Source organism: Novosphingobium cyanobacteriorum (genome assembly GCF_029436685.1).
Taxonomy (GTDB): domain Bacteria; phylum Pseudomonadota; class Alphaproteobacteria; order Sphingomonadales; family Sphingomonadaceae; genus Novosphingobium; species Novosphingobium cyanobacteriorum.
On sequence record NZ_JAROCY010000004.1, the window covers coordinates 193,518 to 212,328 of the forward strand.

Sequence of the window (18,811 nt, forward strand, 5' to 3'; positions counted from 1 at the left end):
GGGGAGGGGTTGGGGTGGGGGTTCCACGGCTCGGTCAGCACGCCACCCTACCACCCGGAAACAGGGACGGCCCTCCTTGCAGCCCCAGCCCTCCGCGCATCCCGAGCCTGTCGAGGGACAGGGGAGAAGGTTGGGGGTGCGGGCTCTCCACCGCAAACCATGCCGCAGGCCTCAAACTGATGGCCCGCTACGAATACCTCGCCATAGACCCCAAGGGGCATGAACGCCGCGGCGCCATCGAAGCCGCGGGCGAAAGCGAGGCGCATGGCAAGCTCGCCGCGCGCCAGTGGCATGTGGTGCGCGTCACCCCAGATGCCGCCGTCTCGGCTCGCCGGGCCGCGCACACCACCACTGCCAGCATTCCTCTGCTCGCGCCCCGCCTGTCGGCAAAGCAGCTCGCGCTGTTCACCCGCCAGCTTGCTTCGCTGGTCACGGTCAGCCCGTTGGAAGAGGCGCTGCGCACCATTTCGCGCCAGACCGAAAAGCCCAAGGCGCGGGTGATCCTCGGTGAAGTCCACGGTGCCGTGCTCGAAGGCCTGCCTCTGGCAGAGGCGATGCGTCGGGCCGAACCAAGCTTCCCGCCGATCTACCGCGCCATGATCGCCGCGGGCGAAAACAGCGGCAGCCTGCCTGGCATCGCCAATCGCCTGGCCGATCTGCTGGAAAAGCAGGCGCAGGTGCGGGGCAAGATCGTCGCCGCGCTCGCCTATCCCATCGTGCTCGCGCTCGTCGCCATCGCCGTCGTCACCGGCCTGATGGTCTCGGTCGTGCCACGCGTGGTCGAACAGTTTGACAATGCCAGCCACCAGCTGCCCCTGCTCACCCGCGCGGTGATCGGCGTTTCGCAGTTCCTTTCGGTCTGGTGGTGGGCGCTGTTGCTCGGCCTCGCGCTTGCGGTGTTCGGCTATCTGCGCGCCTTGCGCGATGAAGTGTTCCGCCAGCGCCGCGATCGGCTCGTCCTGCGCCTCCCCTTCATAGGGCGACTGGTGCGAGACATGCACGCCGCCGCGCTCGCCCGCACGCTCGCCACCATGATCGAGGCGCGCCTGCCGTTGGTCGATGGCCTGCGCCTGTCCAGCCGGACGGTGTCCAACCGCGTGCAGCGCGCCGCGCTTGAGGCGATCACCGAAAAGGTCCGCGCAGGCGGCTCGCTCTCCTCCGCCCTGCGCGAAGCCGATACCTTTCCTCCGTTGCTGGTCTATCTCGCGGCCAGCGGCGAGGCGGCAGGCCAGCTCGGCCCGATGCTGGAACGCGCGGCGGACTACCTGGAACGCGAATTCGAAGCCTTCACAAGCGCCGCCATGGCCATGCTCGAACCCGCGATCATCATTGTCATGGGCGCCCTCGTCGCCCTCATCATCCTCGCCATCCTGCTGCCCATCCTGCAGCTCCAGAACCTCACCGGATTGTGACCATGACCCACCCCGCGCAGCCCATCGACCGCCATGGCGAGGAGGCGCATGCCGTTCCCCCCCACTTCGTCATTGCGAGGAGCGCAGCGACGAAGCAATCCAGAGCACCCATGCGCAAGGCCCGCCCTGCGCCCAACGGCTTCAGCCTGATCGAACTGATGGTGGTGATCTTCATCATCGGCCTGCTCGCCACCGTGGTGCTGATCAACGTGCTGCCCAGCCAGGACAAGGCCATGGTGGTCAAGGCGCGCAGCGATATCGCCACGCTCAGCCAGGCGATGGAAATGTACCGGCTCGATCAGGCGACCTATCCCGATCAGGGGCAGGGCCTTTCGGCGCTGCGCACTGCGCCTGCCAATCTCGCCATGCCGCAGAACTACCGCGCCGGCGGCTATGTAAAGGACCTGCCCAACGATCCGTGGGGCCATCCCTATCAATACCAGATGCCGGGCCGCGATGGCCGCCCGTTCGAAATCTTCTCGCTCGGCTCCGATGGCCAGCCCGGCGGGTCAGACCTCGCCGCAGACATCTATGCTGACGCCAGATAGGCGACGACGATGGCTGCCGCTTCCCCTCCTTCTACCGGCCTGATTGCGCTGGCCCCCGCTGCGGCCGGGGCGCAGTGGCGCTGGTGGCGCGTGGGCGAGGGTGCTCTGTGGTCAATGGAAGAAGGGGACCTGCCGCCCGCGGTCGAAGGCCCCGCCACCGTGCTCGTGCCTGCCGCGCTCTCCCCGGTGCTGGACCGCCCGATGCCGGGCCTGCCCGTGCCGCAGGCGCTCGCCGCCGCTCGCCTGGCCGAGTCGGAGCGCCAGCTTGGCGGGCAGGCCCCACACGTCGCGGTCGCGGCCGATGGTGTCCGCCTGCTCGTCGCCCGCGTCGCCCCGGTCGATATGGACGCATGGCTCGCCGCGTGCGCCGCGGCCGGCCTGCCTGATGCCGCGCTGGTCCCCGCCGCGTTGGTCCTGCCGCGCCCCGATGCCGGCCCCGGTGCAGGAACCATGCTGGCCGACCTTGCCGGGCAGCACCTTGCCCGCACGCCCGATGCCGCCTTCGCTGCCGAGGACGCGTTGCTCGCTGCGCTGACCGATGCCGGTGCGGCGCAGACGCTCGACGATGCCGCGCTCGCTGCGCGCCTTGCCGCCGTGCAGGCCGCCCCGCCGCTCGATCTGCGGCAGGGCGTCTATGCCCGCGCCCGCGTCTCCTTCCTCGCCCTCCCTGACTGGCGTAGCCTTGCCCGCATGGCGGCATGTGCGGCGCTGCTGGCGCTGGCGGTGCTGCTGGTCTGGATCGTGCGCTGGAACCACGAAGCCTCGCGGCAGGAGGCGCTGGCCCTTGCGGCGGTGCAGGTGCGGTTCCCCACGGTGACGGATGTTGACAGTGCCGAGCGCGTGGTCGCGGCCGAGCTGGTGCGGCGCGGAACCGGGGCTTCGGGCTTCGGTGCACCGACGGCGGCGCTGCTCGATGGCTTGCGCGGCGCGCCCGGCGTGGCCCTGCGCGATCTCGGCTATGCGGCGGACGGCACCCTGCGCTTCACCGCAGCCGCCCCCCGGCCAGAGGACATCAACGCGGTGCTCGTGGCGTTGCAGCAGGCGGGCTGGAAGGTCACCGTGCCACCCTCGCTCGCCCCCGATCCCACTGGCGCGATCGTTGCCGCAATCACGGTGCGCGCGCCATGAACGGATCGCTGCTCAAGCGCTATGACGCGATGACCCGGCGGGAACGGGTGCTGATCGGCGTGGCGGCCACGCTGACCGGGCTGGTCGTCCTGGTCTATGGCGTGGTCCTGCCCGTGGGCCATGCCTTTGACGCCGCCGATGCCCGCCATGCCGAGGCCACGGTGCGGGCCGGGCGGCTGATCGCGGCGATGCGCGATCTGGACGCCCCGCCCGTGCGCAAGGCCGCTTCCGGGCCGGTCGATCGGCTGGTGGCCACCAGTGCCGAGCAGGCAGGCCTTGTGCTGCAGTCCAACCAGCCGCGCGGAGAGGGGGAGGCACAGGTTGTCGTGCCAGCCGCGCCGGCGGCTGCGGTGCTCGGCTGGCTCGATGCGCTGGGCGCGCAAGGGCTGGTGGTCGATGCGCTCACCGTCTCGCCCTCGCCATCGGGCACCGTGGCGGTCAGCGTCACGCTGCGCAGGCCAGCGCGGTGATCGGGCGGCTCGTCCTCGTGCGTCTGCGCGGCCTGCCGCTGCGGGCGCGGGCGGCGCTGGCGGGGCTGTTCTTCGCGTCCCTCGTCCTCTGCTTCCCGCTCCGCCTGGCCCTGGCCGCGATCCCCGGGCTGGCGGCGCGGGATGTGCAGGGGCCGGCCCTTTGGGGCGAGGTCTATGACCTGCGTTTTGGCCCGGTGGCGCTGCCCTATGCGCGGGCCGGGGTGCTGCCGTGGGGCGGGCTGTGGCTCTCCGCGCCCAACCTGCACGGCCGCGTCAGCCCCGGCAGCGTCACCGGCCTGACAGGCACGCTGCCGCTGCCGGGCGGGGTTGAGGGCGTGACCGAGGCAGAGCTGACCGACCTGACCGTCCGCTATGCCGATGGGCGCTGCGTGGCGGCATCGGGCATGGTGCGGTTCAGCATTGCCACCCCGACCGGCCCCCTTCCCCTGACAGGAAAAGCCCACTGCGCCGGACCCGACCTGGCAGTGAAGCTGGAGGGGCCCGGAGGGCTGGAAAAGGTGGAGTTGCGGGTGGGGGCCGGGGGGCGGGTAAGTTTAGGAACTTTACCCATGTGAGGCATGGTGTGTTTTTCTAATATATTGATTTAAAATTGTAAAAATTGATCGCTGCGGCGCCGGCCAGGGCGGAAAGCAAGGATCCGGCGAGGATTCCCAGCTTGGCCTGTTCGACGAGATGGGGATCGGCCGGGAAGGCGAGCCCGGCGATGAACAGCGACATGGTGAAGCCGATGCCGCAGAGCAGGGCCATGCCCCAGAGCTGGCCGAAGCTGGCCCCTGCAGGGCGGACGGCAATGCCGAGCCGTTCACACCCCAGCACCGCGAGCAGGATACCCGCCTGCTTGCCCAGCAGGAGCCCCGCCGCGATGGCCAAGGGCAGCGCACCGAAGCCGCCCGCGTCACCCAGCGAAACCCCCGCGTTGGCAAGGCCGAACAGCGGCACGATGACCAAGCCGTTGACCGGAACGAGCGCATGTTCCAGCCGCAGCAGCGGGCTGTCTCCGCGGCTGTCGAGCGCCAGCGGCACGGTAAGCGCGGCCAGTACGCCGGCAATGGTGGCGTGGACACCGGACTGCAGCACCGCCAGCCACAGCACCACCGTCCCGAGCAGGTAGGGGACAAGCGATTTCACACCGAATCGGTTGAGCGCGAACAGCACTGCCAGGACTGCCGTCGCCGCGCCGAGCCAAGGCAGCGAAAGCCCTGCGGTATAGAACACGGCGATCACTACGACGGCGCCGAGATCATCGACGATGGCTACCGTGAGCAGGAACAGGCGGATCGATGGGGGCAGCCCGCGTCCGACGAGCGCAAGGACGCCAACGGCAAATGCAATGTCGGTGGCGGCTGGAATGGCCCATCCGCGGTGCAGCATGGGATCGCCCCCGGCAATGGCGAGGTAGACCAGCGCAGGCACAGCCATGCCCATCAAGGCGGCGACCACCGGCAGGCGCCTCGCATCCGCGTGCGACAGCTCCCCAATCAGAATTTCCCTTTTTATTTCAAGACCAACGACGAAAAAGAAGATCGCCATCAGGCCATCGTTGATCCAGCCGTGCAACGTATCGAGCGGCGCGGCTGGCAACAGCGCCGGAGGCAGCGGCAGGGCATGGTGCCACAGACCGTGCCACGCCTGCGCCAGCGGAGAATTGGCGAGCAGCATGGCCAGGATCGAGCAGCCGATGAGCACGAGACCGGGGGCCAGCTCACTGTGCGTAAGGCGGTGCAGCAAGCCTTTGGGGCCTCTCGAATTTCTCGCCATTCTCGAAGCAAATCCTTGTTGCGACTACGTTGTTTTACTTACGCCCGAGGCATAGTCTGCGTCCAGGGGTGGGTTCCGTCAACCGGGCGGGGGCGAAAGTATGATCTGGTCCGGCAATCTGTTCTGGTCGGCAGCGGCGTTCGAGTGGCTCGGGCGAATCGAACACGAACTTCTGCTGTTTGCGGCGGTGTGGTTCGCGATCGGTGCCATCGACGAATTCGCTGTCGACGTGCTGTATCTGTGGCTCCGGCTGACCGCGCGGGTGCAGACCCTGCGCCTTCAGCCGCGCGCGATTCTGGCGCAGGCCGGAGTCAAAGCCCGCGAGGTGGCGCGCACGGTGCCACTGGCCGCAGGACATCCCCCACGCTGGGTTCGCGAACCAGCGCCGTTCGACCATCCTGCCTTTGCCGATGGCGGATTCGACGGCGCAGCCCCCTTGCGCGGCCTGGCGGCGGTGCTGGTTCCAGCATGGCGCGAGGCGGCGGTGGTGAGTTCGATGCTGCGCCATGCCCTGAAATCCTGGCCACAGGCGGAACTGCGCATCTATGCCGGCTGTTATCGCAACGATCCGGCGACGTTGACCGCGATGATTGCGGCGGCACATGGCGATCACCGCATCCGCATCGTGATCGTGAATCGTGACGGTCCGACGACAAAGGCGGACTGCCTGAACCGGCTGTACCAAGCACTGTGCGAGGACGAGCGCCGGATGGGCCGTGCGCGCAGCGTGATCCTGCACGATGCGGAAGATATGGTGCATCCGGCTGCGCTGGCCCTGATGGATGCGACGCTGGACGATGCGGACTTCGTGCAGTTGCCGGTGCGGGCGGAGCCGCAGGACAGCAGCCCATGGATTGCCGGGCATTACTGCGACGAATTTGCCGAAAGCCATGGCAAGGCGATGGTGGTGCGCGATTGGCTGGGCACCGGTCTGCCCGCCGCGGGAGTCGGCTGCGCATTTCGCCGAGAGACAGTGGACCAGATCACGCGTGAACGCGGGGCAGCCGAACCCTTTGCCGCCGAATGCCTGACCGAGGACTATGAATGCGGGCTGCTGATCGAGGAGATCGGCGGGGTGGCGCGATTTGTGCGGGCGCGCGACAGCGACGGGTCGCTGGTGGCCACTCGCGAGTTCTTTCCCGGCCGGCTGGCTGCGGCGGTGCGACAGAAGACGCGCTGGCAACACGGCATTGCGCTCCAGGGGTGGGACCGTATGGGCTGGCGCTGGCGCGGCAGCCAGCAACCGCTGGCCGAACTGTGGATGCGCCTGCGTGACCGGCGTGGGCCGTTCACCGCGGTCGTGCTGGCCTGTGCTTACCTGCTGATTGCCATCTGGCCGCTGCTTGCGCTGGCTGAATGGGGCGGGCTGTATCAGCCGCAGCCGATCGCGCCGTTGCTGCAGGCGCTGCTGAAGGTGAACTTTGCCGCGCTTGGGTGGCGGGTTGCTTGGCGGGTGGCCTTTACCACGCGCGAATATGGCCTGGTGCAGGGAATAATGTCGGTGATCCGCATGCCGGTGGCCAACGTGATCGCGATCATGGCCGGGCGCCGGGCGATGGTGGCGTACCTGGTCAGCCTGCGCAACGGCAAGGTGAAGTGGGAACACACGGTGCATACACGCCACCCGGCGGCCGAAGCGCTGGCGGCGGAAGACGGCACGCGGCGCCTTGCCAAGCACGAGCGGTGGCTGAAGGAATTCGGGCGGTTTCGCCAAGAGCAAGAGCCGGCCCACCGGACGCACGCCGCGATATCCGGGGAGGTGCAGCCAGGCGTGAGCGGTGAAAGCCTTGGCCTCTGTCCCTGATGCCCGATCAGACGATACTCCGCAGCCGCCGCCCCGGCCAGCCGGTGCTGGCACTGGGGCTGCTGCTGACTGCGTGGATTGGCGTGCGCGGCGTGTGGATCGGCACAGCGATCGATGGCCATGCCGGGGGCGATGCGGTTGCGGGTGGCAGCGGCGCGGTGCAGCAGGATGCGCCGCGTCGGCCGACGGCACCGGCGCAACAGGCCACCGACCGGTTGCCAAAGGTTGTGCCGACCCGGACCGGGCCATGGCGCGGGGTGGCAGGCGCTGAAACGCCCGTGCCCGGATTGCTGCTGAACGGTCGGGATCCGGGGATGCGCGCCTGCGGGCGGGCCGGACCGGACCTTGCCGGCCTGGCAGAAGGACCTGGACCAGTGCTGCGTGACGGGCCGGATGAACACCCAGCTGGGGTGGCTGATGACGCAGCGGACACCACGGCCGGCCTGGATGCGCCCGCCGGTCCATTCGTCCGGCGTGGCGATAACACGAAGCGTGCCCGCAGTTCCGATGCGGGGCGGTGGAGCGCGGACGGGTGGTTCGTGCTGCGGCACGATGGGCCAGAGGGCATATCGTCGCAAAGACCGGGCATTGGCGCGGGCGCCTATGGTGGCAGCCAGTGGGGCGTGGTGGCGCGCTATTCACTGGTTCCGGGATCACGGGTGAAACCACAGGTCTATGGCCGGTTGAGCGGTACCGTGGGCGGACCATTCCGCGACCGCGAGGCGGCGCTGGGCTTGGCCGTGCGGCCGCTGGCGCGCGTGCCGGTGCAGGTGCTGGCCGAGGCGCGGGTGCGGCAGGGTGCCGGCCAGGCGCGGGTGGCCCCGGCGCTGGCGCTGGTGGGCGGGCTGACCGGGCGGTTGCCCGCCGGCGCGGAAGTGGACGGCTATGCGCAGGCCGGCTGGGTTGGCGGACATGACGCCACCGCGTTCTTCGACCTGCAGGCGGTGATGGACCGGCGGCTGGCGGAGGCACCGGACGGCGTGGTGCTGCGCGGTGCCGAATTGCGCGTTGGCGCGGGCGCATGGAGCGGCGGGCAGCGTGGTGCGGCGCGGCTGGACATCGGCCCGCGCCTGACCATGCGCGCCAAGGTGGCAGGTGTGGGATCGCGCGTGGCGCTGGACTGGCGCTTTCGCGTGGCGGGGCAGGCGCAGCCGGGCTCTGGCCCGGCGCTGACGGTGGCGGCGGGGTTTTGAGGGAGGTGTGAAACCCCGTGCGGGGTTGCTTTGCGGGCTTGGGGCGTTAGCCTTGGGACAGGATGGATGTGTACCTCCCCATCGCCAACCTTTCGGTCAACGGGCTCGTGATCGTGGGGCTCGGGGCCCTGACCGGCCTGCTTTCGGGCATGTTCGGCGTGGGCGGCGGGTTCCTGACCACGCCGCTGCTGATTTTCTATGGCGTGCCGCCCACGGTGGCGGCGGCTTCGGCAGCAAGCCAGGTGACCGGGGCCAGCGTTTCCGGCGCGTTTGCGCACGCCCGGCGCGGCGGCATCGATTACCAGATGGGCGCGGTGCTGGTGGCCGGCGGCGTGATCGGGACCGGACTTGGCGCGCTGCTTTTCCGGCTGCTGCAGGCGCTGGGGCAGATCGATACGGTGATCAACATCCTCTATGTGGTGCTGTTGGGCGGGATTGGCGGACTGATGGCGCAGGAATCGCTGACCGCGCTGCGTGCGCACAGGCGAGGCGTGCCGGTGCCCGCGCGCAAGCGGCGCCACCATCCGCTGATCGCCAGCCTGCCGTTCCGCTATCGGTTCTATCGCTCGGGCCTGTATATCAGCCCGCTGGCGCCGCTGCTGCTTGGCACGGCCACGGGCATCCTAACCATGCTGATGGGCATAGGCGGCGGGTTCATCCTGGTGCCGGCAATGCTCTATATCCTGGGCATGGGCGCGGGCGTGGTGGTGGGCACCAGCCTGTTCCAGATCCTGTTCGTGACGATGGCGACAACGATGATGCACGCGCTGACCACGCGAGCGGTGGACATCGTGCTGGCGGTGCTGCTGCTGATCGGATCGGTATCTGGCGCGCAGGTGGGGGCGCAGTTTGCGCAGAAGGCGCGGCCCGAGCAGCTGCGCCTGATTCTGGCGGCGATCGTGCTGGGGGTGGCGGTGCGCATGGCGCTGGGGCTGGGCTGGCGGCCGGATGAGATTTACACCGTGGTGTCACTGTGACCGGTGCAGGCGCGGCTTGGCGGATTGTTCTTGCCGTTCTTGCGTTGGTGATGCTGGGTGGGGCGCGGGACCCGATTCTGGTGCCGGAAATCTCGCAGCATGAAATCCAGGTACGACAGGGGTTTACCGGGGCGGACCTGTTGTTGTTCGGCGCGATCCTGTCACCGGAAGGATCGCGCGCGGCGGGGGACTATGACATCGTGGTGGTGCTGGAAGGGCCGGTGCGATCGATCGTGGTGCGCGAAAAGCAGAAGGTGGCTGGCGTGTGGGTGAACGCGCAGGCGAGCGAGTTCCGATCAGCGCCCAGCTTCTTCGCCATCGCCAGCAATCGCCCGATCCGCCAGATCGTCGACGACAAGACTGCGGCGATCTATGAACTGGGGCTAGACTGGCTGCAGCTGTCACCGATCGGGGTGATCGAGCCGAAGCTGCAGCAGCGCTTTTCCGCCGGGCTGGTGGATCTGATGAAGCGGCAGGGGCTGTACCAGCAGAACGAGGGCGGGGTGCAGATCCGCGAGCAGGTGCTCTACCAGGCGCGCATATCGCTGCCATCCAGCGTGCAGACCGGGACCTATACCGCCGAGACCTTTGCCGTGCGCCGGGGCAAGGTGGTGGCGAGCGCGGTGACGCGGGTGGAAGTGACCAAGGAAGGCTTCGAACGCTTCGTGGCGGTGAACGCCCAGCGCAACGGGCTGATCTATGGGCTTTTTGCGGTGCTGCTGTCGGTGGCGATGGGGTGGATTGCTGGGCGGCTCTTCGCGCTCGTATGACGCTCGTTTAGCACGATCTTAACCTTGGGCGATTAACCGCATGGGTGTGAAAGTGCCTTTGCGGCGAGGGGTTTCGTGACGATGTCGGACATGAGCAGCCAGGGCTTTGCGGGCCGTCATCCCGCTACGGCGGCCGATGTCGCGCCCGGGCACGTACCGCCGGTGGCCGAGCCGGCTGCTCCCCAAGCATCCCCAGTGCGCGAGGCATCTGCCAATGCGCGCCAGCCGCTGGGCGTGGTGATCGACGTGGCGGGATCGGGCAGCACCATCGCGCTGGACCTGAAGCGGCTGGAAGAATGCATGGCCGATGCCGACCCGAGCATTTCGCTTTCGGGCCAGGTGGGCAGCCAGATCAAGATCCGCGTGGGCAATGCCTGGCTGCTGGCCAGCGTGCGCACGCAGCGCCAGGCCGCCAAGAGCGACGGCGCGGGCAGCATCATCGCGCAGGTGGACTTCCTGGGCGAAGGCGAGGAAGAGCGCCTGACTGGCAAGATCTATGGCTTCCGCCGCGGCGTGACGCGCTATCCGGTGCCGGGGTCATACATCTACCCGGCGACCAGCAGCGACCTTCGCCAGATCTATGCCAGCGACGGGCGCACCAACATCACCGTGGGCACCGTGTTCCCCACGCGCGACATCCGCGCCGGGCTTTATGTCGACGCGCTGCTGGGCAAGCACTTTGCGCTGCTGGGATCGACCGGCACCGGCAAATCGACCAGCGCGTCGCTGATCCTGCACCGCATCTGCGAGCTTTCCCCGGAAGGCCACATCGTGATGATCGACCCGCATGGCGAATACATGCAGGCCTTCAGCACCATCGGCCAGATACTCGACGTATCGAACCTGCAGATGCCATACTGGCTGATGAACTTCGAGGAGCACTGCGAGGTGTTCCTGACCAGCAGCGGGACCGACCGGCAGGTGGATGCCGACATCCTGGCCAAGTGCCTGCTTGCCGCGCGCCAGCGCAACCGGCTGGCCGAGGCGATCGGCAAGATCACCGTGGATTCGCCGATCCCCTATCTGCTGTCGGACCTGACCAACATCTTGCAGAACGAGATGGGCAAGCTGGAGAAGGGCACCAATTCCGTGCCCTATATGCGGATCAAGACCAAGATCGAGGAGATCAAAGGAGATCCGCGATACCAGTTCATGTTCAGCGGCATGCTGGTGGGCGATACGATGAGCGAGTTCCTGGCCAAGGTGTTCCGCCTGCCCGCCAACGGGAAGCCGATCAGCATCATCGACGTGTCCGGCGTGCCGAGCGAGATCACCAGCACCGTTGTCGCCGTGCTTAGCCGCCTGGTCTTTGACCACGCGATCTGGGCGCGCGACGAGGAAACCCGCCCCGTGCTGCTGGTATGCGAGGAAGCGCACCGGTATGTGCCCAACGAGAAGAACTCCGACGGCAGCTCGGTCGGCCGCATCCTTTCGCGCATCGCCAAGGAAGGGCGCAAGTACGGCGTGAGCCTGGGCCTGATCACGCAGCGCCCGTCAGACCTGGCCGAAGGCGTGCTGAGCCAGTGCGGCACGATCATCGCCATGCGCCTGAACAACGAACGCGACCAGAGCTTCGTGAAGGCGGCGATGCCCGAGGGCGCGCGCGGGTTCCTCGACTCCATCCCGGCGCTGCGCAACCGCGAATGCATCATCTGCGGCGAAGGCGTGTCCATCCCCATCCGCGTTTCGTTCGACGAACTGGAAAAGCCCCTGCGCCCCGCCAGCGCCGACCCCAGTTTCAGCCAGCTTTGGAGCAAGGCCGGCGGCGAGGAACTGGCCGTGGAACGCACCGTGCAGAGGTGGCGCGCGCAAAGCCGGTGAGGCGGGCCTAGTTTGGGCTATTGCGGCCGTTAGCAAGCGGCTCCTTGACGTTCAGTCCCCGGCAGAAGCGGACTTTCGACCAATCGCCGGGAGCGGACTGCTGACTCCGACGCGCCTGATTCTGCTTAAGCATTAGCCAAGACCCGGCGTGATCGAGGCATGCCTATGGAGCGATTGCGAAAAGTCTAGCGATTCAAGCGCCGCCAGCCGATCACGACGCCACTCAATGCGATGACGAGGCCTGCCAGCGACATCAGCCACAGAACAAGATCCCAGGCTGGTCGTGCCTGGGTCAGGCCATTCATATCCCATTTGTGAAGCAGGTCGAACGCCCAACGATAGACACGGCGCCGGCTGTCAGTCTCGCCAACGATCGCACCACTCGCCGGGTCGATATAGACCCAGCTTCGCGCCGAATCATCATAGCGTACGCGCATGACGGGGAGCAGGGGTTGGCCATCCGTTTCGTACCAATAGGCGTCCGGTGCGTCCAGGCGATCGACTGCGACGATCTGCCCCTCGGGCACAAGCTGCCCAGCGCGCTGCAAGACGGCTGCGCGATCTGTCTGCCACTGTGTGAGTGTGTTGCCATTCAAGACGATGGCCTGCTTCGCACCATGTTCAATCACTACCTGTGGTGCACCAAGGCTCCAGCGGATGCGGACCTGCTTAGCCCCCGCGGAAGTCCGTTCCAGCGCACTCAGTGCGAGTGTCAGTGGCTTGTCGACTCCCGCATAGCTGATCTGGGAAGTGCGACTGAGCCCCGGGCTGGCGAAAAGCCGTCCGGGGTCGACCGACAGCCAGCCACTGAAAATCCACGTTGTAAGGAAGGTACCACCAGCAAGTCCTGCGATGTGATGCCATTTCATCCAGCCGCGATAAGGTGTGATCCGTCTGGCGCTGTAGCGGCGGCGTCCCGCGCGCAGCCTTAGCAAGCCGATCCACAAGCCGGTTATCGCGCCGATAATGCAGGGGCCAGACACCCACATCACCACTTGCCGCCAGAGCAGATTGTTCTGCCGCAGCACCGTGGGGTAGATCCAGTGCGGTACCGATCCCAACCAGTTCCAGAACCGTTCGTTCGCATTGGTATCGAGCACCACTTCGCCGGTCTGCGACGAGACATACAGTACCCGACCACCATCGCCGGCCAGTGCGGCCTTCCACAGTGGCCGGTGGCGATCGAAGTTGCCGGCGACGGTCCATTGATCGCGATCGACCGCGATGATCGCGCGAACGGCTCTATGGCCGAAATCGCCGGCAATCCTGCGCGCCGAAGAAACATTGGTTTCAGCCAGACCTTGGCCCGACACGGCGGAAATTGACAGCAGGCGAGCGTTCCAGGTTTCGATCTGCCAGACCGGCGCGCGATCGCGCATTTCCAAAGTCAGGCTGCGCACGGGTTCGCCACCTGCACCTCGACGCGCTGCCTCCGCCGACACCCGCACGGCAGACCAGTTGATCGGTGTTTGCCCCGCAAGCCGTTCTGCCTTGCTGAGCGACGGGAAGGGAACATAGATCATGACCAGGCCAGAAAGGAGCCAGATCGTGAAGAGCAGGCAGGTGACGATGCCGATCCAGCGGTGAACCAGAAAGAGCCAGCGCCTGAGATGATGGGCAAGTGCGCCGCCAAGCATGTCAGAGGTGGACACGAACCGTAAGAACAAGCGAGCGCGGACGGCCGAGGATCCATTGTTCGTCATTGTAGGTGGTGGTGGCATAATCCTTGTCGAAAAGGTTGTACACCCGAAGGTCCATCGCGACATTGTTGGTCACGGCATGGCTCAGTCCCGCATCGATGACGGCATATGCGGGTACGCGGAAGGCATTGGCATTGTCGGAATAGGTGCGGCCAACATAGCGAAGTCCGGCCCGCACTTGGACGTGTTTCGCCGCATCCCAGCGCAGCCAAACATTGGCTGACTCCTCTGGAACGCCCGGTGGCGTCTTTCCGGTGTAGATGTTGGTGCCGCTGACGAAGTCGTCAAAACGCGCATCGAGAAGGGCGCCATTCGCATCGATGCCGATGCCCAGCGGCAGATCAAGCGTGATCGAAGCCTCGAGACCTTTTGACGAGCGCTGGCCGACCTGCTCGATCGGGCTGGTCGCGGTCCGCTGTGACAGCAAGCCCTGCTTGACGATGCGATAGGCCGCGATCGAGGCCGTTCCCCGGCCGCCAAGGAAGCTGGCCTTGGCCCCGATTTCAACCTGATTGCCGGTGGCATTGCTGAACTGGGTCTGTGAACCGGAGTAGGTGGTCAGCGTGCCGAGCGGATCGGTGCCCGTTGAATACTGTCCATAGAGAGACACGGTCGCGGTCGGCTGGTAAACTGTGCCAATCCGCCAGGTCGTATTGTGTAGCGTTTTGGTGAAGAGTCGCGGACCGATAACGCCCGCGGAGTCGATGTTCTGGCGATAGACCCGGTCGTGCTCGTCACGGAGGCCGACGACGATCGAAAGCTGGTCGCTGAAGCGCAACCGGTCTTCGATAAAGAGGCTGTATTCGGTGGTGCGCGTTCGGAATCGCGGCCCAATACCCTGAGTATCCAAGAACTGCCCTGGATTGAACGTCTGCGGATTAACGAAATCCTCTTGCAGATCCGAGCTGAAGTTGTTCGAGTAGGTCAGATTGACCCTGTTGACATCGAACCCGATGACCATGTCATTGCGGATGCCGCCCAAGGAACTGCCCCACTTGATGCTGCCTTGGTCACCAATCTGTGCCTGATCGTGAAAGATGACCAGATTGTCGGTGCGGTAGATCGTTCCGGGGGTGCCAGACGTGCCATTGTAGCCATTGGGACAGTCGCCGTTGGCACCGATCCAGCAATAGCTTTCAAGATTCTTGAACAGGCGCTTACTGGTGAGCCAGTAAGCGATGTTGGACAGGCTGATGTCCGCCGACGGAGACCATTCCGCAGTCAGGATTAAGCGATTGTCGCGATAATGCAGGTTCGAGTCAGCGACATTGTAGTTGCGGCGCCGGATGGTCGTGTCGAGCTTGCCGTTGATTAGCGGCGTGCCGAAATACCCGATCGGCCGCTGGTTTGCATAATCGTCGCGCAGCGTGAGCGAGAACGTTTCCGAGGGAGCAAAACGCAAGGCTGCCGACAGGGCATAGCTGCTGGACTCTCCCCGATCGACATAGCCGTCGGATCGACGGTAACTGCCATCGGCTCGGTAAGAAAGCGTGTTGCCTAGTGGCCCACCCGCACCCGCCGCAACATGCCAGCTGTTCTGCGCACCATAGCTGGCTTCACCGTCAACCTCGGTTCTCGTGGTGTTCGGTCTCTTGGTGATCACATTGACTGCGCCGCCAAGTGCACCTTGCCCGTAGAGCACAGACGACGGACCGTTCAGCACCTCGACCCGGCCCACGTTGAACGGATCTGCCGGAAAGGTGATCGTACCTGCAACCGGAAAGAGACGAATGCCGTCATAGAGCTGTAGGACTGAACCTTGTCCGCTGAAGCCGCGCACGACAAGCGCGGTTCCGCCATTGCCGGGGTTTGCAGAACTGCTGATACCTGGCGCGCGGGTGACCGCATCTACGATAGTCAGATCCCCTCGTGCGCGCAGTTCGTCGCCATCGACGATCGAGACGGTGGCGGGGGTTTCCAGCGGTGTCAGACCAAGGCGGCTTCCGGTCGACGCCGGCTCCATCAGTGCGGCCTGCGGCCTGCCCACCACAAGTATGTCGTTGTTCTGAGGATCGTCCGCTTCGACCGCGCGCGCGTCTGTTTCAGCCCACATTGCCGTGATTGTCCACCCGACCAGTGCAAGCGTCCGCACAGTGAATTTCATACTAACCCCCAAAGATCTGGATCAAACGGTGGTTAGGGCGCCTCAGTGCCAGTGCCAGTTTTATACCGTAACCGGCGAATAAGTCGCAGGTTACATCGGCGTTACAACAGCTTGCAGTTCCGCAACCACAGGCGATTTAGCATTTCAGCCAGGCACTGGCTCACCACCGGACGGCCAGTGCGGTGGCCATATTTCAAGCGGTAACACGCGAACAAACGATAAATCGTCAGATCAAAAGTCCATAGGCATATCTGAGATCAGGAAACGAGGGCCTGGATCGGGCTGGACGCGAAGCGCCGGTGAGCAGTTTTTTGGTAACAGCGCGGGAGTGCGCGGAGCGGCGCTATCCTGACGAAGGCGGGTGGGGGGCGAGGAGGGGTCAGGCGAGGGGTGGGACGGTGCCGGGGGGCAGTTCTGTGAACGTGCCTTTGCGCGGGCGGTTGTGGCGGAGCCAGCGGAAGAGGCGGGGGATGGCGACGACGATGAGGGCGAGCTTGACCAACACGATCAGCGGGCCGCCGACGAAAAGGGTGAGCAGGACCACGAGCGCGACAAAGCCGCCGATCAGGACCGACGCGGCATAGCGCAGCGGGGAGACGCCGCCGACGATTTCGGCCGCCTGTGCGGGGGTGGCCGTGGCAGCATCACGCAGGCGCAGGGCGAGGCCACGGACCAGCAGGGCATAGTTGAAGCTGCGGTCTTCGAACTGGCCGACGCCCTGAAAGCTGCAGCTGTCGATGCCGAAGGTGGCGCCGCTGCGGGTGCGGACTTCGGCGGTATAGCGCCGGGGCTTCTGCCAGGATGGGGCGAAGCGCAGCGTGAGGCGGGCGATTTCGCCATAGGGCAGGCTGTGCTGCGTGGCGCCACGGGTGATGAACAGCGAGAAATCGCCCAGTTCCCAGCTGTGCGGCCTGGGTTCTACCAGGCTTTCGACCTTTTCATACTTGAAAGGGGGGGCATCAGGCTCGGGCCCGGTTTCGGCTGGGGCGGCGGGCGTGGTTTCGGGCAGATCGTGCGTGCGTTCGATGGCGCGCATCTGGGCCATGCCTTCATCGAACAGGGCGCGGATGGAGGGGGAATCCTCCATCATGGTGCGCATGGTCATGCCATCGAGCAGGGCATGCGTGCTTTGCGGATCGCCCTGTTCATAGGTGAGCCGGGCCGCCAGCAGATCAGCCAGAGCGGCAAGGCGGCGGGCATCGGGATCGGCATCGTGGGCAAAAAGCGCGGGAACCTGCGCGAACGTTTCCAGCGCGTCGCCCGTATCGCCGCTCTCGCGCTGGCTGACGGCGAGGGTGGTGAGGATATCGGCGGCGAGCGCGGAAGGCATTGCGACGGGATCGGCCTGCCAATCGCGGAACAGATCACGCAGGATAGCCTGCGCTGCGCCGTGATCGCCATCGTGCATGGCGCTGACGGCGGCGTCATAGAGCTTGCGCGGCATGGCGCCGCCGGTGCTGTCGGTCATATGTGCAGTCCCCCTGGGGACATGGAGCGCAGGGGGCGGGGGAGAGTCAAGTTTGTTGGATGCGCGAGAGAGGCGTCCTCCCCAGGCTTGCGGCACCGGCCCGCTCCCCCGCCCGGCCACCCAACGGAATTGTACGATGTGGGTGGCCGGGCGGGGGAGCGGGCCGGTGCCGCAACTACAGACTGGGACTCATCCTTCCGGCGCAGTCGCCGTCGGCGCGGGTTTCCTCGGCGCATTCGTCCTCGTCGACCGCGCGGGCCTTTTCGCGCCAGCCGGGGCGGCGGTAGGCGACGGTGGCGAGAGTGGCGGCGATGAGCGAGCCGATGGGGAAGGCCAGCCAGATCGCGTCAGCCCCCAAGGTGGGGTGGGCGAGCCAGTAAAAACCGATGCGGCCCGGGTACATCGCGATGGCCAGCACCACCAGCGGCGCAATCACCACGCCACCCGCGCGCATCGTGCCGAACAGGACGATGGTGACGCCGAAGAGCACGAAGCTCCAACTGGCGATGAACTGGATGTGGCGGGCGAGATCGACCGAGGGGCTGCCCTGGCCGAGGAAGAGTTCGAGCACCGGGCGATCGAAGGCGAGCAGCAGCAGGGTCATCGCGCCGGTGATCGCGGTGTTGAGGATCAGGCCGGCGCGGGTGATCTGGCCCAGCCGGCCAGACAGCCCGGCGCCGATCGCCTGCGCGGCCATGGCGCTGAGCGCGGCGGAAATGGCCATGGCGGGCATCTGCAGGTAGGTCCATACCTGAAGGCTGGCGCCATAGGCGGCGCTGACCAGCGCGCCTTCGCGGTTGACCAGGCCGATCATGATGATCCCCGCCATCGAGATCAGCAGCATCTGCGCGCCCATCGGCAGGCCCTTGGTGACGATGTAGCGCAGCTCGGCCCGCGCGGGGATCAGGTAGTGCAGCTCTGCCCCGCGCAACCGCAGCGGCAGGTTGCGGGCATAGACATAGAGCACCAGCGCGATCATCGAGACATAGCTGGCAAGCGCAGTGGCGAGCGCGGCCCCGGCGATGCCGAGGCGCGGGAAGGGGCCGATGCCGGCGATGAGCAGCGGGTTGAGCGCGACATCGAGCACGACCGAGAGGATCATGAAACGCAAGCTCGTCTGCGCATCGCCCGCGCCACGCAGGCCCATGCCGAGCATGACCGTGATCATCGAGGCAGGCATGGCGACGAAGATCACCCGCAGGTAGGCGAGCGCGAATCCGAACACGTCGCCCGGCGTGGACATCGCCCGCAGCAGCGCCGGGGCCCCCAGCCAACCGGCGGCGGCCACCACCATCGACAGGCCGACGCAGAAGCCGATGGCCGAGCCGAAGGTGCGCCGTGCGGCATCGACATTGCCCGCGCCGAAGGCCTGCCCGACCTTGACCGTGGCGGCCATGCCGAAGCCGAATACCGCAGCGAAGACCAGGAACATCACCACATTGGCATTGGCCGTGGCGGCGAGCGCGCTTTCCCCCAGCAGCTGGCCCACCCACACGGAATTGACCGAGCCGTTGAGCGACTGGAGGATGTTGGACGCAAGCGTGGGTGCGGAAAAGACCAGCAGCGTGCGCAGGATCGGACCCTTGGTGAGATCGCGATGGTGCGACCGAGGTGCGGCTGAAGCCGGTGCGTCCACC

Annotated in this window: 15 protein-coding genes; 10 read left to right on the forward strand and 5 right to left on the reverse strand. The window is 66.4% G+C overall.

Features of this window, described 5'->3' with window-relative positions:
• Nucleotides 1–179: 179 nt before the first annotated feature.
• The 5 genes from gspF to POM99_RS05825 all read left to right on the forward strand — a co-directional run bounded on the left by gspF (nucleotide 180) and on the right by POM99_RS05825 (nucleotide 4,133).
• On the forward strand, nucleotides 180–1,412 hold the full coding sequence (gene gspF, locus POM99_RS05805) for a type II secretion system inner membrane protein GspF (RefSeq protein WP_277275914.1): 1,233 nt from the start codon (nucleotides 180–182) through the stop codon (nucleotides 1,410–1,412).
• Between the two features lie 110 nt (nucleotides 1,413–1,522).
• Nucleotides 1,523–1,960, forward strand: coding sequence for a type II secretion system major pseudopilin GspG (gene gspG, locus POM99_RS05810; protein ID WP_277275915.1), 438 nt, complete (start codon nucleotides 1,523–1,525; stop codon nucleotides 1,958–1,960).
• A 9-nt stretch (nucleotides 1,961–1,969) separates the two neighbouring features.
• On the forward strand, nucleotides 1,970–3,088 hold the full coding sequence (gene gspL / locus POM99_RS05815) for a type II secretion system protein GspL (RefSeq protein ID WP_277275916.1): 1,119 nt from the start codon (nucleotides 1,970–1,972) through the stop codon (nucleotides 3,086–3,088).
• Nucleotides 3,085–3,558, forward strand: coding sequence for a type II secretion system protein GspM (gspM, locus tag POM99_RS05820; RefSeq protein ID WP_277275917.1), 474 nt, complete (start codon nucleotides 3,085–3,087; stop codon nucleotides 3,556–3,558). The genes gspL and gspM overlap by 4 nt, the downstream gene beginning before the upstream one ends.
• A complete protein-coding gene (locus POM99_RS05825; RefSeq protein WP_277275918.1) occupies nucleotides 3,555–4,133 on the forward strand; it encodes a hypothetical protein in 579 nt (192 codons plus the stop codon). Before gspM ends, POM99_RS05825 begins: the two co-directional genes overlap by 4 nt.
• Nucleotides 4,134–4,149: 16 nt before the next feature.
• On the opposite strand, the gene nhaA is transcribed toward POM99_RS05825, so the two are convergent.
• On the reverse strand, nucleotides 4,150–5,307 hold the full coding sequence (gene nhaA, locus POM99_RS05830) for a Na+/H+ antiporter NhaA (RefSeq protein ID WP_277275919.1): 1,158 nt from the start codon (nucleotides 5,305–5,307) through the stop codon (nucleotides 4,150–4,152).
• 130 nt (nucleotides 5,308–5,437) lie between these two features.
• Between nhaA and POM99_RS05835 the strand changes: the two genes are divergently transcribed.
• From POM99_RS05835 to POM99_RS05855, 5 genes are all read left to right on the forward strand, one after another.
• On the forward strand, nucleotides 5,438–7,141 hold the full coding sequence (locus POM99_RS05835; RefSeq protein WP_277275920.1) for a glycosyl transferase family protein: 1,704 nt from the start codon (nucleotides 5,438–5,440) through the stop codon (nucleotides 7,139–7,141).
• Complete coding sequence (locus POM99_RS05840) at nucleotides 7,141–8,334, forward strand: hypothetical protein (protein WP_277275921.1); 1,194 nt, start codon at nucleotides 7,141–7,143, stop codon at nucleotides 8,332–8,334. The genes POM99_RS05835 and POM99_RS05840 overlap by 1 nt, the downstream gene beginning before the upstream one ends.
• Nucleotides 8,335–8,396: 62 nt before the next feature.
• The gene (locus POM99_RS05845) at nucleotides 8,397–9,311 is read left to right on the forward strand and encodes a sulfite exporter TauE/SafE family protein (protein ID WP_277275922.1); all 915 of its coding nucleotides are present in this window, start codon (nucleotides 8,397–8,399) and stop codon (nucleotides 9,309–9,311) included.
• Nucleotides 9,312–9,361: 50 nt separating this feature from the next.
• Complete coding sequence (locus POM99_RS05850) at nucleotides 9,362–10,081, forward strand: TIGR02186 family protein (protein WP_277275996.1); 720 nt, start codon at nucleotides 9,362–9,364, stop codon at nucleotides 10,079–10,081.
• Between the two features lie 81 nt (nucleotides 10,082–10,162).
• The gene (locus tag POM99_RS05855; protein WP_277275997.1) at nucleotides 10,163–11,902 is read left to right on the forward strand and encodes an ATP-binding protein; all 1,740 of its coding nucleotides are present in this window, start codon (nucleotides 10,163–10,165) and stop codon (nucleotides 11,900–11,902) included.
• Nucleotides 11,903–12,087: 185 nt separating this feature from the next.
• Here POM99_RS05855 and POM99_RS05860 read toward each other — a convergent pair whose 3' ends face one another.
• The 4 genes from POM99_RS05860 to POM99_RS05875 form a co-directional block, all read right to left on the reverse strand.
• Complete coding sequence (locus POM99_RS05860) at nucleotides 12,088–13,554, reverse strand: PepSY domain-containing protein (RefSeq protein ID WP_277275923.1); 1,467 nt, start codon at nucleotides 13,552–13,554, stop codon at nucleotides 12,088–12,090.
• The gene (locus POM99_RS05865) at nucleotides 13,541–15,706 is read right to left on the reverse strand and encodes a TonB-dependent receptor (protein WP_277275924.1); all 2,166 of its coding nucleotides are present in this window, start codon (nucleotides 15,704–15,706) and stop codon (nucleotides 13,541–13,543) included. The genes POM99_RS05860 and POM99_RS05865 overlap by 14 nt, the downstream gene beginning before the upstream one ends.
• Nucleotides 15,707–16,085: 379 nt before the next feature.
• Nucleotides 16,086–17,174 carry a hypothetical protein gene (locus POM99_RS05870; RefSeq protein WP_277275925.1) on the reverse strand — a complete coding sequence of 363 codons (1,089 nt, stop codon included), beginning with the start codon at nucleotides 17,172–17,174 and terminating at the stop codon, nucleotides 16,086–16,088.
• Nucleotides 17,175–17,349: 175 nt separating this feature from the next.
• Nucleotides 17,350–18,810: an MATE family efflux transporter gene (locus tag POM99_RS05875; protein ID WP_277275926.1), complete on the reverse strand. Its 1,461-nt coding sequence runs from the start codon at nucleotides 18,808–18,810 to the stop codon at nucleotides 17,350–17,352.
• Nucleotide 18,811: the final 1 nt, after the last annotated feature.

What these genes read in the sequence shown, in the direction of transcription:
- gspF (WP_277275914.1), top strand. Translation starts at nt 180, where the DNA reads ATGGCCCGCTACGAATACCTCGCCATAGACCCCAAGGGGCATGAACGC.
- gspG (WP_277275915.1), top strand. Translation starts at nt 1,523, where the DNA reads ATGCGCAAGGCCCGCCCTGCGCCCAACGGCTTCAGCCTGATCGAACTG.
- gspL (WP_277275916.1), top strand. Translation starts at nt 1,970, where the DNA reads ATGGCTGCCGCTTCCCCTCCTTCTACCGGCCTGATTGCGCTGGCCCCC.
- gspM (WP_277275917.1), top strand. Translation starts at nt 3,085, where the DNA reads ATGAACGGATCGCTGCTCAAGCGCTATGACGCGATGACCCGGCGGGAA.
- POM99_RS05835 (WP_277275920.1), top strand. Translation starts at nt 5,438, where the DNA reads ATGATCTGGTCCGGCAATCTGTTCTGGTCGGCAGCGGCGTTCGAGTGG.
- POM99_RS05840 (WP_277275921.1), top strand. Translation starts at nt 7,141, where the DNA reads ATGCCCGATCAGACGATACTCCGCAGCCGCCGCCCCGGCCAGCCGGTG.
- POM99_RS05845 (WP_277275922.1), top strand. Translation starts at nt 8,397, where the DNA reads ATGGATGTGTACCTCCCCATCGCCAACCTTTCGGTCAACGGGCTCGTG.
- POM99_RS05850 (WP_277275996.1), top strand. Translation starts at nt 9,362, where the DNA reads ATGCTGGGTGGGGCGCGGGACCCGATTCTGGTGCCGGAAATCTCGCAG.
- POM99_RS05855 (WP_277275997.1), top strand. Translation starts at nt 10,163, where the DNA reads ATGTCGGACATGAGCAGCCAGGGCTTTGCGGGCCGTCATCCCGCTACG.
- POM99_RS05865 (WP_277275924.1), bottom strand. Translation starts at nt 15,706, where the DNA reads ATGAAATTCACTGTGCGGACGCTTGCACTGGTCGGGTGGACAATCACG.
- POM99_RS05870 (WP_277275925.1), bottom strand. Translation starts at nt 17,174, where the DNA reads ATGACCGACAGCACCGGCGGCGCCATGCCGCGCAAGCTCTATGACGCC.